This is a genomic window from Burkholderia sp. LS-044 (assembly GCF_004803625.1).
GTDB classification, from domain to species: domain Bacteria; phylum Pseudomonadota; class Gammaproteobacteria; order Burkholderiales; family Burkholderiaceae; genus Burkholderia; species Burkholderia cepacia.
This window is the reverse complement of record NZ_SSWO01000013.1, coordinates 42,536-56,867: the sequence shown is the minus strand read 5'-3', so window position 1 is coordinate 56,867 and position 14,332 is coordinate 42,536. Positions and strand designations below refer to the sequence as shown.

Below are 14,332 nucleotides of genomic sequence, written 5' to 3'. Positions count from 1 at the left end.
CGGCCGCTGCGATTTCCGCATGGCGCGACCGGATCTGTTGTCCACGCAACCATCGCAAATCGAAGGAACCGCAACCATGCGATTCAACGCGACACGCTTCGCCGCGACCCTGTTCGTCGCCGCGTGCGTCACCGCCACGGCCGGCCGCGCGGCCGCCGCCACCCCGGACGACCTCCATGACACCGTGACCCGCCACATCGCGCCGCTGATGAAGCAGTACGCGATTCCCGGCATGGCGGTCGGCATTGTCGCCGACGGCAAGCCCTACGTGTTCGACTACGGCGTGATGTCGACGCAAACCGGCAAGCCCGTCACCGGCGACACGCTGTTCGAAATCGGCTCCGTCAGCAAGACGCTGACCGCGACGCTCGCGGCCGACGCGCAGGAGGGCGGCGAACTGTCGCTGGCCGATCCGGTCGGCAAGTACCTGCCTGCCCTGCAGGGCAAGCCGTTCGGTGTCGTGACGCTGCTCGATCTCGGTACGCACACGTCCGGCGGCATGCCGGTGCAGGTGCCGGACAGCATCCGCGACGACGCGGGGCTGATCCGTTATCTCGACGCGTGGCGGCCCGCGCACGCGCCGGGTACGTACCGGACGTATTCGAACGTGTCGGTCGGCATGCTCGGGTGGCTCACCGCAAAGGCGATGCACAAGGATTTCGCGGTGCTGATGGAGCAGCGGCTCTTTCCCGCGCTCGGCATGACGCACACGTACATCAACGTGCCGGAAGCACGTCGGGCCGACTACGCACAGGGCTATACGCAGGACGGCAAGCCGATCCGGATGACGGGCGGCATGCTGTGGCAGCCGGCCTACGGCGTGCGGACCACGGCGGCCGACCTGCTGCGCTTCGTGCAGGCGAACATGGGGCTGATCGAAACCGCGCCGCGCCTGCAGCGCGCGCTCGAACGCACCCACACCGGCTATTTCCGCGCGGGGCCGCTGACGCAGGACCTGATCTGGGAACAGTATCCGTATCCGGTCGCGCTGCCGACGCTGCTCGAAGGCAACTCGATGAAGATGCTGCGCGACGGGTTGCCGGCCTCCGCGATCAAGCCGCCGCTCGCGCCGAGCGCGGATACGTGGATCAACAAGACGGGCTCGACCAACGGCTTCAGCACCTATGTCGCGTTCGTCCCGTCGAAGCGGATCGCGATCGTGATGCTCGCGAACCGCAGCTTTCCGAACGAGGACCGCGTGAAGGCCGCGTACGGGATTCTCGGGGCGCTCGACGGCCGGCGGTAACGTTTCAGCCGGCGGGCCGGTCGTGCCGCACGGCCGGCGTGCCGAGCTGTCGGGAAGGTGACCGATGCGGTTGCGACGAACCCGGACGAACGATGGCGCACGGCGGCGATGCCGCGCGGCTGGCGGATCGTCGACCTGTCGTGCAATGCCGCATCGATCGCGCCCGCCCGCCGCTCATTCGGGCGGCTGCTCGTCGTACGCGACGAAGATCTTCCGCGTGCGTTCGACGACTTCCCACGTGCCGCGAAAACCCGGCGGAATCACGAAACGATGGCCGGCGCGCAGGGTCTTCCGGTTGCCCTCGAGGTCGGTGATCACCGACGTGCCTTCGAGGATCTCGCAGTATTCCGCTTCGGTGTATGCGACGTGCCAGCAGCCGGGCGTGCTTTCCCAGATGCCGGTCGAGAAGCGGCCGCACGGACTCGCGAAGCCGGGTGTGAGCGTGTGCAGCGGATCGCCGGAAATCAGTTTCTCGGGCGATACGCGGTACTGCGTCGGCTCGCCGCTCGGGGCGAACGCGTCGGTGATGGAGGAAACGTCGATCATGATGAGCATGCTTCGTCGGGGTGGATGGATCGGGTGCGCGCGCGGCGCGCCCGTGCGAGGCGATCGCGATGCGTGGCCTCGCGTCCGACATCATCGCAGATCGACGCGCCTGTGCGGGCAGCGGCCGGATCGGGCGCGGGGGAATCCCGGCCCGAAGCAGCGCCGCGCGATCGCGCAGCCGCGACGAACGCTTATGATGGGCGATCGACGCGGTCACACGAACGCGACACACGAGGAGATCCGGTTGAGCATCACATGGGACGGCATCACGAGCGCCGACGTGCTCGGCGACGCGCAGGTCGCGACCCGGCACGCGCTGGCCGACGCGGCCTGGAACGGCGACTGGGCGACGATGCTCGCACTCGTCGCGAAGGAGCGTGTGCTCGTCAACGCGACCCGGCTCGGCGGCACGTCGCTTCGTGCGCCGCTGCATCAGGCCGCCCGCGGCGGCGCACCGAAGGCGGTCGCCGCCGAACTGTTGCGGCTCGGTGCGTGGCGCATGCTGCGCGATGCCCACGGCGAGCGCCCGGTCGATATCGCCGGGCGGCGCGGGCATCGGCATCTGGTCGACCTGCTGGCGCCGCAGCCGCGACGCTTCGTACCCGACGCCACGCTGTTCGCCATCCAGCGCCATTTCCACGCGATGATGCTCGGCCGCATCGCACATTTGCGCGTCGACGCGCTGCGCCTGCCCGAACTCGAGCCGCTACTCGAACTCGACGCGCAGGCCGAACGCATGTGGTTCGCGGTGCCGGGCATGTATGGCGGATTCGGCTATGCGCTGCACACGGACGGCGATGCGGCGATGCTCGTGTCCGAAAGCTGGAGCCGCGTGGCCGGCGGCTCGGGCCAGCGGCACGAGATCACCGCGGACGGCTGCACGCTGGTCGACGAGGGGTTCGTCTGACGCGGCCGATCATCCCGTTGCGCTCAAAACTGTTTTCGCGACGCCGCCCTTCCGCGTGCAACGCCGGCCGCCGATACTGCGGCGCACGACATTTTGCGAGACGTCTGCCGTACCGGCTGTCTCGCTCTCGGAGCAGCAGATGAAAGGCATCAGGATATTCGTGACGGGCGCGAGCGGCTACATCGGCGGCTCGGTGGCCGCGCGGCTCGTCTCGGCAGGGCACGTCGTCACCGGCTTGACGCGCGACGGCGACAACGCCGCGAAACTCGCGGCGGCCGGCATCATGCCGGTCGTCGGCACGCTCGACGACTCGGCGCTGCTGCAAGCGTTCGCGCGCGACGCGGACTGCGTCGTCAACGCGGCGAGCAGCGATCACCGCGAGGCGGTCGAGGCGATCATCGGCGCGCTGAGCGGCTCGGGCAAGACGTTCGTGCATACGAGCGGCACCAGCGTGATCGCGGACGACGCACAGGGCGCGCATGGCGATGCCCCCGTATTCGACGAAACGACGCCCGTCGTCAAACCCGCGAAGGCCGAGCGCCACGCGATCGACCGGCTCGTGATGTCGTCGGCCAATCTTGGTATCCGTTCGGCCGTGATCTGCAACAGCATGATCTACGGCGACGGCCTCGGCATCCGCCGCGACAGCGCGCAACTGCCGCTGCTCGCGGCGATCGCGCGCGATGCCGGCGCGGTGCGCGTGATCGGCAAGGGGCTGAACTGCTGGTCGAACGTGCACGTCGCCGATGTCGCTGATCTGTATTTGCGCGCGATCGATGCCGCGCCGCCCGGTGCGTTCTACTTCGCGGAAAACGGCGAAGCGTCGTTCGCGGAAATCGGCCATGCGCTCGGCGAGCGGCTCGGCCTGCCGTCCATCGTCGAATGGGACATCGCGGATGCGGCGCAGGCGCTCGGCCATTCGCGCGCGCATTACTCGCTCGCGTCGAACAGCCGCGTGAAGGCGCTGCGCGCGCGGCAGGAACTCGGGTGGGCGCCGACGCACGGTGCGATGCTCGACTGGATTCGCGACGAGATGCCCGTCGCCGCCTGACACGGCGTTGCCTTGTCTGACGAAAAGCGCGCCCGCCCGGGCGCGTTTGCGTATGCGGCCTCCTGCTTCATGCCGGATTGTTCGGACCATATTCGCCGCGAATCATTGAATCGAAATCAACTGTGATTCGCGCGCGCGCCGGCTTATCAAAGCGGCGCGGCGGCACTATCGTGGCGGTTTCTGAAACTGCGGAAGACTGCCGACCATGAAGACGACCCTCGACGAGATGCTCGCGTTCGTGACCATCGCCGATACCGGTTCGCTGACGGGTGCGGCCGACAAGCTGCATCAGCCGACCTCGGTGATGAGCCGGATCCTGCGGCGCCTCGAGGAGAAGCTCGACACGACGCTGATCCGCCGCACGACGCGCCGCCTCGAATTGACCGACGAGGGCAAGCTTTTTCTCGACTACGCGCGCGACATCATCGCGTCGGTCGAATTTGCCGAGGAACAGATCGTCAGCCAGCGCGAGACGCCGTCCGGGCGCTTGCGGATCAACGCGGCGATGCCGTTCATGCAGCACGTGATTGCGCCGATGATGCCCGGCTTCCGCGAAGCCTATCCGGCGATCACGGCCGAACTCCATACGAGCGACGAGATCATCGACCTGCTCGAACAGCGCACCGACGTGGCGATCCGGATCGGCGAGCTGCGCGATTCGACGCTGCATGCGCGCCGGCTCGGCAGCAGCCGGCTGCGCATCCTGGCGAGCCCGGCCTATCTGGAGAAAGCCGGCGTGCCGACGAGCGTCGCCGATCTTGCGAACCATGCGCTGCTCGGCTTCGTGCAGCCGGAAACGCTGAACCACTGGCCGTTGCACACCGCCGACGGCGGCGTGTACCGGATTCATCCGGCGCTGCAGGCGTCGAGCGGCGAGACGCTGCTGACGCTCGCGCTCAGTGGCGCCGGCATCGTGTGCCTGGCCGACTACATGACGGGCACGCATCGCCGCGACGGCAGCCTCGTCGAGCTGCTCGTCGACGATACCGTCGAGTTTCGCCAGCCGATTCACGCGGTGTTCTATCGGAACGCGACGTTGTCGTCGCGCATCGTCAGTTTTCTCGACTACTTGAGCGCGCAGTTGAAGGAAGGCGGCGACATCGACTGAGCCGGTACCGCACGCAGCCGGCCAAGCACATGCAAAAGGGCGGCGGGTTCGAATCACATCGAACCCGCCGCCCTTTGCGTATCGACCGATGCGCGGCAGCGGTCGAACCTGAACCGCGCGCTTACTGCCCCAGCGCAGTCATCAGCCTGACCCGGCCGAGCATTTCCTCGGTGCGCGCCTGCGCGAGCGAATCCTCGGCCGCGAGCAGCGAACGCTGCACCTCCAGCGTATCGATGAACGCCGATTCGCCGCTGCGCCACGACCGGTTGATCTGCGTATAGGCGCCGCGCGCGTTCGACACCGCACGTTCGAGGCGCTCGGTCCGGCTGTGATCGCGGGCGGTGGCGGCAATCGACGTCTCGACGTCGCCGACGGCCGTCAGCACCGTCGAGCGATACGCGGCGACCGCCTGTGCGGCCTGCGCGCGGCGCAACGCGACGACGCTGCGCCGGCGCCCGCCGTCGAACAGCGGCGCGCTCGCGCCGGCGCCGGCCATCCAGGCGAGCGAACGCGCGAGCGTCGCGCCCGAGAAGCCGTCGATCGCCGCACCGATCACGCCGATCAGTTGCAGGTGCGGTTTCAGGTCGGCCTCCGCCACGCCGATCCGTGCATAGGCGGCGACGACGCGCGCCTCGGCCGCGCGCACGTCGGGCCGGCGGCGCAGCAAGTCGGCCGGCGTGCCGACGCCCGGCGCGGCGGCCGTCCACACCGGTTCCGGCGCGGGCGGATCGACGCGCGCGTAGATGGCCTGCGGCGTGGACGCGGTGATGATCGACAGCCGGTGGATCGCGGCCTGCCGCTGAAGTTGCAGCGCGGGCAGCTCGGCCAGCGTCGTTTCCGTCTGCGCGGCGGCGCGGTCCACGTCGGCCACCGGCACGACGCCCGCGTCGAACAGGCGCCGCGTCGATTCCTCGGTGCTGCGCTGGCTCAACGCGTTGGCCTCGACCAGCGCGAGCCGCTGCTCGAGCCCGCGCACCGTCACGTAGGTGCGCACGGTTTCGTCGATCGTCGCGATCCGCACGGCCGCCGCATCGTTCTGCGCGGACGCGATATCCGCGTCGGCGGCCGACACGCCCTGGCGGATGCGCCCGAAGATGTCGATTTCCCACGCGAGGCTCGCATTCAGGTCGAACGCATTGCCGGTCGTCGGCGTATCGGTCGGGAATGCCTGCGAGGCGGAGAGCCGCTGGCGGCCGGCGCCCGCGTTCAGGTCGACCGAAGGGAACCACTGCGACGCCGTGCCGATCCGTACCGCGCGCGCCGCGTCGATGCGTGCGACTGCGGCCTGCAGGTCGAGGTTGTTCGCGAGCGCCGTGTCGACCAGCCCGTCGAGGATCGGGTCGTGGAAAGCGTGCCACCACGCGCCGGTGTCGGCGGCCGGGCCGCCGGCCGCGAGATCCGCGTTTGCATAAGTCGTGGCCAGCGGCGGCGGCGTGACGGTGGCGACCGGCGCGCTCGTGCACGCGGTCAGGACGGCCGCCGCGGACAGCGCGGCCACGAGTCGAACGAACTTCATTGCACCACCTCCGTCGCGATGGTCGCGACAGCGGCCTTGCGCAACGCGAGCCGGCGAACCATCACATAGAACACGGGCGTAAACAGCAGCCCGAAGAACGTCACGCCGATCATCCCGAAGAACACGGCCGCGCCGACCGCCTGGCGCATTTCCGCGCCGGCTCCGTCGGAGATCACGAGCGGCAGCACGCCGAGGATGAACGCAAGCGACGTCATCACGATCGGGCGCAGCCGCTGCACGCAGGCTTCGACGACGGCCTCGACGAGTTCGGTGCCGTCGGCCTCCAGCTGCCGCGCGACCTCGACGATCAGGATCGCGTTCTTCGCGGCGAGCCCGACCAGCACGATGAAGCCGATCTGCGTGAGGATGTTCACGTCCTGGCCGAGCGCGCGCACGCCGAGCGATGCGGCGAGCAGGCACATCGGCACGATCAGCAGGATCGACACGGGCAGGCTCCAGCTGCCGTACTGCGCGGCGAGCACCAAGTAGACGAGCAGCACGCACAGCGGGAACACGAGCAGCCCCGTGTTGCCGGCCGTGGTCTGCTGATACGACAGATCGGTCCATTCGAACGAAATGCCGGGCGGCAGCACCTGTTTCGCGAGCGATTCCATCGTCTTGATCGCGAAGCCGGAACCGAGGCCCGGTGCCGTATCGCCGTTGATCTCGGTGGCCGGATACAGGTTGTAGCGCGGCGCGCGATCGACGCCGAGCGTGTCGTCGATGCGCGTGACGCTGCCGATCGGCACCATCTCGCCGTCGCGGTTGCGCACCTTCAGCCGCGCGAGATCGGAAGCGCCGACGCGGAACGGCAGGTCGGCCTGCGCGGTCACGCGATAGGTGCGCCCGACGATGTTGAAGTCGTTGATGTAGGTCGAGCCGAAATACGTCTCGACCGCGTCGTTGATGGCCTGGCTCGGCACGCCGAGCATCTCGGCCTTCTCGCGGTCGAGCTCGACGTGCACCTGCGGGCTCGTCGCGGAGTAGGGCGTATAGACGCCGACCATGCCGGGCGTGCGGTTCGCGGCTGCCACCAGATCCTGCGTCGCCTTCGCGAGCGCGGCGGTGCCGAGGCCGTTGCGGTCTTCGAGCCGCATCGCGAAACCGCCCGTGCTGCCGAGGCCCTGCACCGGCGGCGGCATCGCGACGACGATCGACGCTTCGGTGACGGCCGCGAGCCGCTTGCGCATCTCGGCGGCGATCGTGTCGATCGTCAGGCCGCGCGCCTTGCGTTCGGGCCAGGGCTGGAATACCGGGAACAGGCCGGCGCTGTTCGCCGAGTTCGTGCCGGTCGCCGCGTTCACGCCGGAGAACACCGGCACGCGCGCGACACCGGGCACCGACAACGCGATGTCCTCGATCTTGCGCGCGACGGCGCTTGTGCGTTCGAGCGTCGCGCCGTCGGGCATCCGCACGAGCACGACGAGGTAGCCGCGGTCCTGCGCGGGAATGAAGCCCTTCGGGCTCGACACGAGCAGATAGCCGGTCGCGGCGATCAGCACCACATACAGCACGCCCATCGCCGGGATGATCCGCACGACCTTCCTGACGAGCCGGCCATACGCATCGGACAGGCGCTGGAACACGCGGTTGAACGCGTTCGAGAAGCGCCGCACGACGCGCATCGCCGGCGCGAACGGCGCGGCCATGCGCGACGCCGGAGCGGGCACGTCGTGATCGCGGGCGTGCGCTTTCAGCATCATCGCGGAGAGTGCGGGCGCGAGCGTCACCGACGTGAAGAACGAGATCGCGGTCGACACGGCGATCGTCACGCCGAACTGGCGGAAGAACTGGCCCGAGATGCCCGGAATGAACGAGGTCGGCACGAACACCGCGCACAGCACGAGCGTGATCGCGAACAGCGCGCCGCCGACTTCTTTCATCGTCAGCAGTGTCGCGTCGCGCGGCCCGGCGCCGGCCGACAGGTGCCGCTCGACGTTCTCGACCACGACGATCGCGTTGTCGACGACGATCCCCACCGCGAGCACGAGGCCGAACAGCGTCAGGTTGTTGATCGAGTAGCCGAGCGCGGCCATTGCCGCGAACGTGCCGACGAGCGACACCGGAATCGACAGGATCGGGATGATCGACGGCCGCCAGCCCTGCAGGAACAGCAGCACGACGAACACGACGAGCACGACGGCTTCGTAGATGGTCTTGACGAGTTCGTGGATGCTGTCGCCGATGAAGGCGGTCGGGTTGTAGCCGATGTTGTAGACGATGCCCTTCGGGAAGTCCCTCGCCAGTTCGGCCATCTTCTTCTCGACCGCATCCATCGTCGCGACCGCGTTCGCGCCGGGCTGCTGCAGCACCTGCAACGCGATCGTCGGGTGGCGCAGCATGTAGCTGTCGGTCGCATACGCGAGTGCGCCGACCTCGACGCGCGCGACATCCTTCAGCCGCACGAGCCGCCCGTCCTTGCCCTGCTTGACGACGATGTCGCTGAAATCCTCGGGACGCTTGAGCCGCCCTTCGAAGATCAGGTTCGGCTGGAACGCCTGGTTCGTGATCGGCGCCTGCGCGACCACGCCGCCCGCGAGCTGCGTGTTCTGCGCACGCACCGCGGCGATCAGGTCGCCGGGGCTCAGGCCGAACGACGCGACGCGCTCGGGATCGAGCCAGATGCGCATCGAGTATTCGCGCGCGCCGAGCGGGTTGATGTCGCCGACGCCCTCGATCCGCTTCAGCACGTCCGCGACGTTGCGGATCGCGTAGTTCGACACGTACAGCGGATCGTAGCGCTGGTCCGGCGAGTACAGGAAGATCGTGCCGAGCTGCGTCGGCGACGACTTGCGCACCGATACGCCGCTGCGCTGCACGGGCTCGGGCAGGCGCGGCGTCGCGAGCGCGACGCGGTTCTGCACGAGCACCTGTGCCTTGTCGACGTCGGTGCCGGGCTTGAACGTCACGGTGATGTTCAGGCTGCCGTCGGACGTCGCCTGGCTGTACATGTACAGCATGTCTTCCACGCCGTTCACTTCGAGTTCGATCGGCGTCGACACGGTTTGCGACACCGTTTCCGCGGACGCGCCCGGATAGGTCGCCTGGATCACGACGGTCGGCGGCGCGATGTCCGGATACTCGGACACCGCGAGCGAGAAATAGGCCAGCGCACCGGCGATGGTCAGCACGATGGACAGGACGATCGCGAGCACCGGTTGCTGGACGGACAGACGGCCGAGGTTCATTGCGCGCTCCCGGTCGTGCCGCTCGCCGCGCGGGCCAACGTGGCGGCTTCGATCGCGCGCGGCACGGCCTTGACCTTGTCGCCGGCCTGCACGCGCTGGAAGCCGTCGACGATCACGCGGTCGCCCGCGTTCAGCCCCGCATCGATTTCGCGCAGGTTGCCGTACAGGCGGCCGGGCGTCACGGGGCGAATCGCGACGGTGCCGTTCGCGTCGACGAAATACAGCACGCGGCGCGTCGCATCGGTCGCGACGGCCGCATCCGGCACGAGCAGCGCGTGATGCGCGACGCGGCTCGACAGATAGACGCGGCCGAACTGGCCGGGGCTCAGGCGCAGGTCCGGATTGGCGACGCGCGCGCGTTGCCGCAGCGTGCCGGTCGAGTCGTCGAGGCGGTTGTCGACGAAATCCATCGTGCCCGTCAGCGACGGCTGCGCATCGCCCGGCAGCGCGATCGCGACCTGCCGCGACGACGCGCTGCCGCCGCTTTTTTGCGCCTCGCGCGTATAGCGCAGGTAGCTTGTCTCGTCGACATCGAAGTAGATGTCGATCGGGTCCTGCGACACGATCGTCGTCAGCACGGTCGCCTCGCTGTCGCCGCCTTTCACGAGGTTGCCCTCGCTGACGCGCTTGCGGCTGATGCGGCCGGACATCGGCGCGACGATGCGCGTGAACGACAGGTCGAGCCGCGCGCGTTCGAGCGCACCTTGCGCGCTCGTCACCTCGGCCTGCGCACTTTGCACGGCCTGCCTGCGCTGGTCGTAGAGGCTCTGCGCGATCGTGTCCGTCCTGATCAGGATGCTGGCGCGTTCGAAATCCTGCCGGCTCAGCTTCAGTTGCGACTGCGCGCGTTCGAGCGTGCCTTGCGCGGCCGTGACGGCCGCTTGATACGGGCGCGGGTCGATGACGAACAGCAGGTCGCCCTTGCGCACGGTCGCGCCGTCCTGGAACGCGACCTTGTCGAGATAACCGCTCACGCGCGGGCGCACGTCGACGGTGTCGACCGCTTCGAAGCGGCCCGTATAGACGTCGACGTCGTTGACGTCGCGCGCGACGGGCGCGCTGACGATCACGCTCGGCGTCGCGGCCGGCGCCTTGTCGTCCGACCGGCAGCCGGACAACGCGACGAGCGCGGCCAGTGGAATGGCGGCCAGCACGGCCGGTCGCGCGATGCGCTTCAATCCTGGATATCGATTCATACGTGTGTGAAATATCGAGTGGGGCGCCTGGCGCCGGATGGTGCGCAGTATCCGGCGCGGCGCGCGGCGGATAAACGGATGAAGCGGCATAAGAACTTGTACTGCGCAGTCACGAATCGGCGTACGCGGTGACGATGTGCGAGCGGGTTTCGCGGGGCAGGGCGGGGGAGAAAAAATGCGGCGACGACACGCGGCCCGAATGCCTGTTCAGGCGATTCGGGCCGGCCATGCGGAAGGGCGGGACGAGCGGTGGCGCGTATCGGGAGGCGGGCGCGCTTGCGCGTCGGCGCGGCTCAATGGCCGCGATAGATCGAGTCGCGGCCGTTGATCGTCGTCACGCGGCCGGATTCGCCGGCGGTGCGCGCTTCGCTGCCGTAACCGGACGTCGCGGCGGCCGGTGCGGTGCCCGGCGCATTGTGTGCGACGGCGTTTTCACGCACGCGCTTTTCGGCGGCGAGGATCGCGACCGGGTACTGGTTGTGGTCCAGCGCCGGGGTGTAGCCGACGGCCGCGAGGCGCGCCATTTCGGCCTTCACTTCGGCGCGGGTCAGTTGATGGTCGGCCTGCTGCGCGAACGACAGCGCCGGTGTGGAAAGGATCAGTGCGGCAAGCGTGGAAGAAATCAGCGTTTTCATCATGGGTACCTGTCGGGTCGAGTGAACCGCAACCACGTCGATGTCGTTGCGAGTGCAGCCAATATAGGTATCGCGGCGCCCGGGAAAAACGGCTGCCGGCCCAAATGATTTTTGATCTGGAATCACGAATCTGGCATGGATTCGGTCGAAACCCTTGCCGGTCGGGCGTCCTGCCGGAACGGGGTGTCGGGGCGGGGCATCGAGGCAGGCCTTGAAACGGCCATTCAGACCTCTGGGGACTCAAGTGTGTCGAATTCCGTCTTGGACAGACTTAACCGACGTACCTAGACTGAACCCGCTTTCCCTCATTCCCTGGAGAAAATCATGAGTCTCAAAGACAAGCTGCCCGGTAACAAGATCCTTGGTTTCGGTACGGCCCCGCTCGGCAACATGTTCCGCAACATCCCCGACGCGGAAGCCGCGGCCACCGTCGAAGCGGCATGGCAACACGGCATCCGTTATTTCGATTCGGCTCCGTTCTATGGCGCGGGCCTGGCGGAAATCCGCCTCGGCGATGCGCTGGCGAACCACCCGCGCGACGAATATGTCCTGAGCACCAAGGTCGGCCGCGTGATCCTCGACGAAATCGAAGACGTGTCGGCGCGCGATCTCGGCGAAAAGGGCGGCCTGTTCGAACACGGCCGGCCGAACCGCATCGTCAACGACTACACGGCCGACGCGACGCTGCGTTCGATCGAGGACAGCCTGAAGCGCCTGCGCACCGACCGCCTCGACATCGTCTGGGTGCACGACATCGCGCAGGACTTCTACGGCGACGAATGGCTCGCGCAGTTCGAGGTCGCGCGCAAGGGCGCGTTCCGCGTGCTGAGCAAGCTGCGCGAAGAAGGCGTGATCAAGGCATGGGGTCTCGGCGTGAACCGCGTCGAGCCGATCGAACTGGTGCTGGACCTCGCCGAACCGCAACCGGACGGCATGCTGCTGGCCGGCCGCTACACGCTGCTCGACCACGAGCGCGCGCTGCAACGCGTGATGCCGGCGGCTGCCGCGCAGAACGTCGGGATCGTCGTCGGCGGCCCGTACAGCTCGGGCGTGCTCGCGGGCGGCACGCACTTCGAATACCAGAAGGCTTCGCCGGACATCCTCGCGAAGGTCGAGCGGATCAAGGCGATCGCCACGCGCTACGACGTGCCGATCAAGGCCGCCGCGCTGCAGTTCTCGATGTCGCATCCGGCCACCGTCGCGGTGATTCCGGGCGCGAGCCGCCCGGAGCGGATCGCGGAAGACCAGGCAGCGCTGAACGTGGTGATCCCGGCCGACTTCTGGCGCGAAATGCGTGAGCAAGGTCTGATCGCGGCCAACGCGCCGCTGCCGGCCGGTCGTTGATCCTGACGTCGATCCTGAAAGGTGATGACATGGCACAGGCCAATACAAGCATCGAACTCCCGGCTTCGGCCGGGACGGTCTGGCAGCTGATCGGCGGCTTCGGGTCGTTGCCTGACTGGCTGTCGTACATTCCGGCCAGCGAGCTGAGCGAAGGCGGGCGCGTGCGGCGTCTCGCGAACCCGGCCGGCGAGGCGATCGTCGAGCGGCTGGTCGCGTTCGACGAAGCGCAACGCAGCTACACGTACGCGATCCTCGAAGCGCCGTTCCCGGTCGTGAACTATCGCTCGACGCTGCGCGTGCGCGAAAACGGCCCGAACGCGTCGACCGTCGAATGGTCGGGCACGTTCACGCCGCACGGTGCGACCGACGACGACACCGTCAAGCTGTTCCGCGGGATCTACGAAGAGGGCCTCGCGGAACTGGCGAAGCGGTTCGCGGCGGCCTGACGGCAGCGCGACTCGACGCATCGCATCGCATCGCGTGAGCAGGAGCCCGGCGATATCAGGCTCCGTCAGCGCCTTCGTCGCGGGTTCAGGCTCGTGCCGAAGGCGTTGGCATGTTTGCTTCGCATGCGCGACCGCACCGATGTGCCGGCTCCCCGGCCATCCGCAGCGTTACTTTCCGGCCACCGCGACGACCTCTTCGCCGGTCAGGATTTCGCGGAAGATGCCGACCAGCGGCCGCAGGTTGACCTTGTGCCACGCGGCCCACAGCGGCGTGCGGTAACTGAACCAGGGCAGCTCGCGCAGCACGACGCCTTCCGGCACCTGGTGACGCAGGCTCTGCTGGATCATCGTCACGCCGAGCCCGGCGGCGACGAGGCCGAGCGCCGCGAGCGGCTCGGTCGCTTCCACCGAAATGTCCGGCGAAAACCCGGCTTTCGCGCACGCCGCGACGAACGCGCCGTGACGCGGCGCGCTTTCGTGCTGCGTCACGCCGATCCACGCCTGCGCGGCGAGATCGTCGGCGACGAGCGTCTTCTTCTTCGCGAGCGGGTGCCCGTCGGGCATCGCGAGCAGCATCGGATCGTTCAGCACCCGCATCGAATCGAGTTCGGGGTCGTCAGGTGCAGGCGGCTCGGTGACGAGCGCGATGTCGAGGCTGCGTTCGCGCAAGCCTTCGAGCTGCGCGGCGGATTGATAGTTATACAGAGCGATGTGAACGGACGGGCGATCGGCACGCAGCGTCTTCAGCGCACGCGGCAGCACGCCCGAGTGCGTGGCCGTTTCGAGGTAGCCGATGCACAGGCCGCCTTCGTCGCCGCGGCCGAGCCGGCGCGCGAGCGATTCGAGGCGGTTCGCGTGACGCAGGAACGCGTGCGTTTCGCTGAGGAACGTGCGGCCGTCACGCGTCAGACGAATGCGCTGCTGGCTGCGTTCGAACAGCGTCAGCCCGAGCTTTTCCTCGAGCTGCGCGATCTGGCGGCTGAGCGGCGATTGCGAAATGTGCAGGCGTTCGGCCGCGCGGCCGACGTGTTCCTCTTCCGCGACCGCGATGAAATACTGAAGCTGGCGGATGTCGAGCATATAAGACCTTCTGGGACTCAAGTTTGACGAATTATGTCTTGGACAGACTTATGTGTGCAACCTAGACTG

12 protein-coding genes are annotated in these 14,332 nt (G+C 68.0%); 6 read left to right on the top strand and 6 right to left on the bottom strand.

Going from position 1 to position 14,332, the window contains the following annotated elements; genetic code table 11:
- Positions 1 to 76: 76 nt before the first annotated feature.
- Positions 77 to 1,246 (top strand): class C beta-lactamase, encoded by a 1,170-nt coding sequence (ampC, locus tag E9536_RS28555; protein ID WP_060357832.1) that lies wholly within the window; start codon positions 77 to 79, stop codon positions 1,244 to 1,246.
- Between the two features lie 174 nt (positions 1,247 to 1,420).
- Here ampC and E9536_RS28550 read toward each other — a convergent pair whose 3' ends face one another.
- Entirely contained in the window at positions 1,421 to 1,792 is a 372-nt protein-coding gene (locus tag E9536_RS28550; protein WP_049096504.1) for a cupin domain-containing protein, read from the bottom strand.
- 244 nt (positions 1,793 to 2,036) lie between these two features.
- On the opposite strand from E9536_RS28550, the gene E9536_RS28545 reads away from it, so the two are divergent.
- The 3 genes from E9536_RS28545 (at position 2,037) to E9536_RS28535 (ending at position 4,858) form a co-directional block, all read left to right on the top strand.
- The gene (locus E9536_RS28545) at positions 2,037 to 2,699 is read left to right on the top strand and encodes an ankyrin repeat domain-containing protein (RefSeq protein ID WP_136471528.1); all 663 of its coding nucleotides are present in this window, start codon (positions 2,037 to 2,039) and stop codon (positions 2,697 to 2,699) included.
- A gap of 139 nt (positions 2,700 to 2,838) precedes the next feature.
- A complete protein-coding gene (locus tag E9536_RS28540; protein WP_136471526.1) occupies positions 2,839 to 3,750 on the top strand; it encodes an NAD-dependent epimerase/dehydratase family protein in 912 nt (303 codons plus the stop codon).
- A gap of 205 nt (positions 3,751 to 3,955) precedes the next feature.
- On the top strand, positions 3,956 to 4,858 hold the full coding sequence (locus E9536_RS28535; RefSeq protein ID WP_027792102.1) for a LysR substrate-binding domain-containing protein: 903 nt from the start codon (positions 3,956 to 3,958) through the stop codon (positions 4,856 to 4,858).
- Positions 4,859 to 4,979: 121 nt separating this feature from the next.
- Here the strand turns inward: E9536_RS28535 and E9536_RS28530 are convergent, their stop codons facing one another.
- From E9536_RS28530 to E9536_RS28515, 4 genes are all read right to left on the bottom strand, one after another.
- Positions 4,980 to 6,374, bottom strand: a complete 1,395-nt coding sequence (locus E9536_RS28530; RefSeq protein ID WP_136471524.1) for an efflux transporter outer membrane subunit — start codon at positions 6,372 to 6,374, stop codon at positions 4,980 to 4,982.
- Positions 6,371 to 9,562, bottom strand: a complete 3,192-nt coding sequence (locus E9536_RS28525) for a multidrug efflux RND transporter permease subunit (protein ID WP_136471522.1) — start codon at positions 9,560 to 9,562, stop codon at positions 6,371 to 6,373. The genes E9536_RS28530 and E9536_RS28525 overlap by 4 nt, the downstream gene beginning before the upstream one ends.
- The gene (locus tag E9536_RS28520; RefSeq protein ID WP_136471520.1) at positions 9,559 to 10,758 is read right to left on the bottom strand and encodes an efflux RND transporter periplasmic adaptor subunit; all 1,200 of its coding nucleotides are present in this window, start codon (positions 10,756 to 10,758) and stop codon (positions 9,559 to 9,561) included. Before E9536_RS28520 ends, E9536_RS28525 begins: the two co-directional genes overlap by 4 nt.
- A gap of 293 nt (positions 10,759 to 11,051) precedes the next feature.
- Complete coding sequence (locus E9536_RS28515) at positions 11,052 to 11,396, bottom strand: DUF4148 domain-containing protein (protein WP_211097504.1); 345 nt, start codon at positions 11,394 to 11,396, stop codon at positions 11,052 to 11,054.
- Between the two features lie 321 nt (positions 11,397 to 11,717).
- On the opposite strand from E9536_RS28515, the gene E9536_RS28510 reads away from it, so the two are divergent.
- A complete protein-coding gene (locus tag E9536_RS28510) occupies positions 11,718 to 12,737 on the top strand; it encodes an aldo/keto reductase (protein ID WP_060170165.1) in 1,020 nt (339 codons plus the stop codon).
- Positions 12,738 to 12,766: 29 nt separating this feature from the next.
- Positions 12,767 to 13,183: an SRPBCC family protein gene (locus E9536_RS28505; protein ID WP_136471518.1), complete on the top strand. Its 417-nt coding sequence runs from the start codon at positions 12,767 to 12,769 to the stop codon at positions 13,181 to 13,183.
- Positions 13,184 to 13,351: 168 nt separating this feature from the next.
- Here the strand turns inward: E9536_RS28505 and E9536_RS28500 are convergent, their stop codons facing one another.
- Positions 13,352 to 14,263, bottom strand: coding sequence for a LysR substrate-binding domain-containing protein (locus tag E9536_RS28500; protein WP_021160208.1), 912 nt, complete (start codon positions 14,261 to 14,263; stop codon positions 13,352 to 13,354).
- Positions 14,264 to 14,332 lie beyond the last annotated feature (69 nt).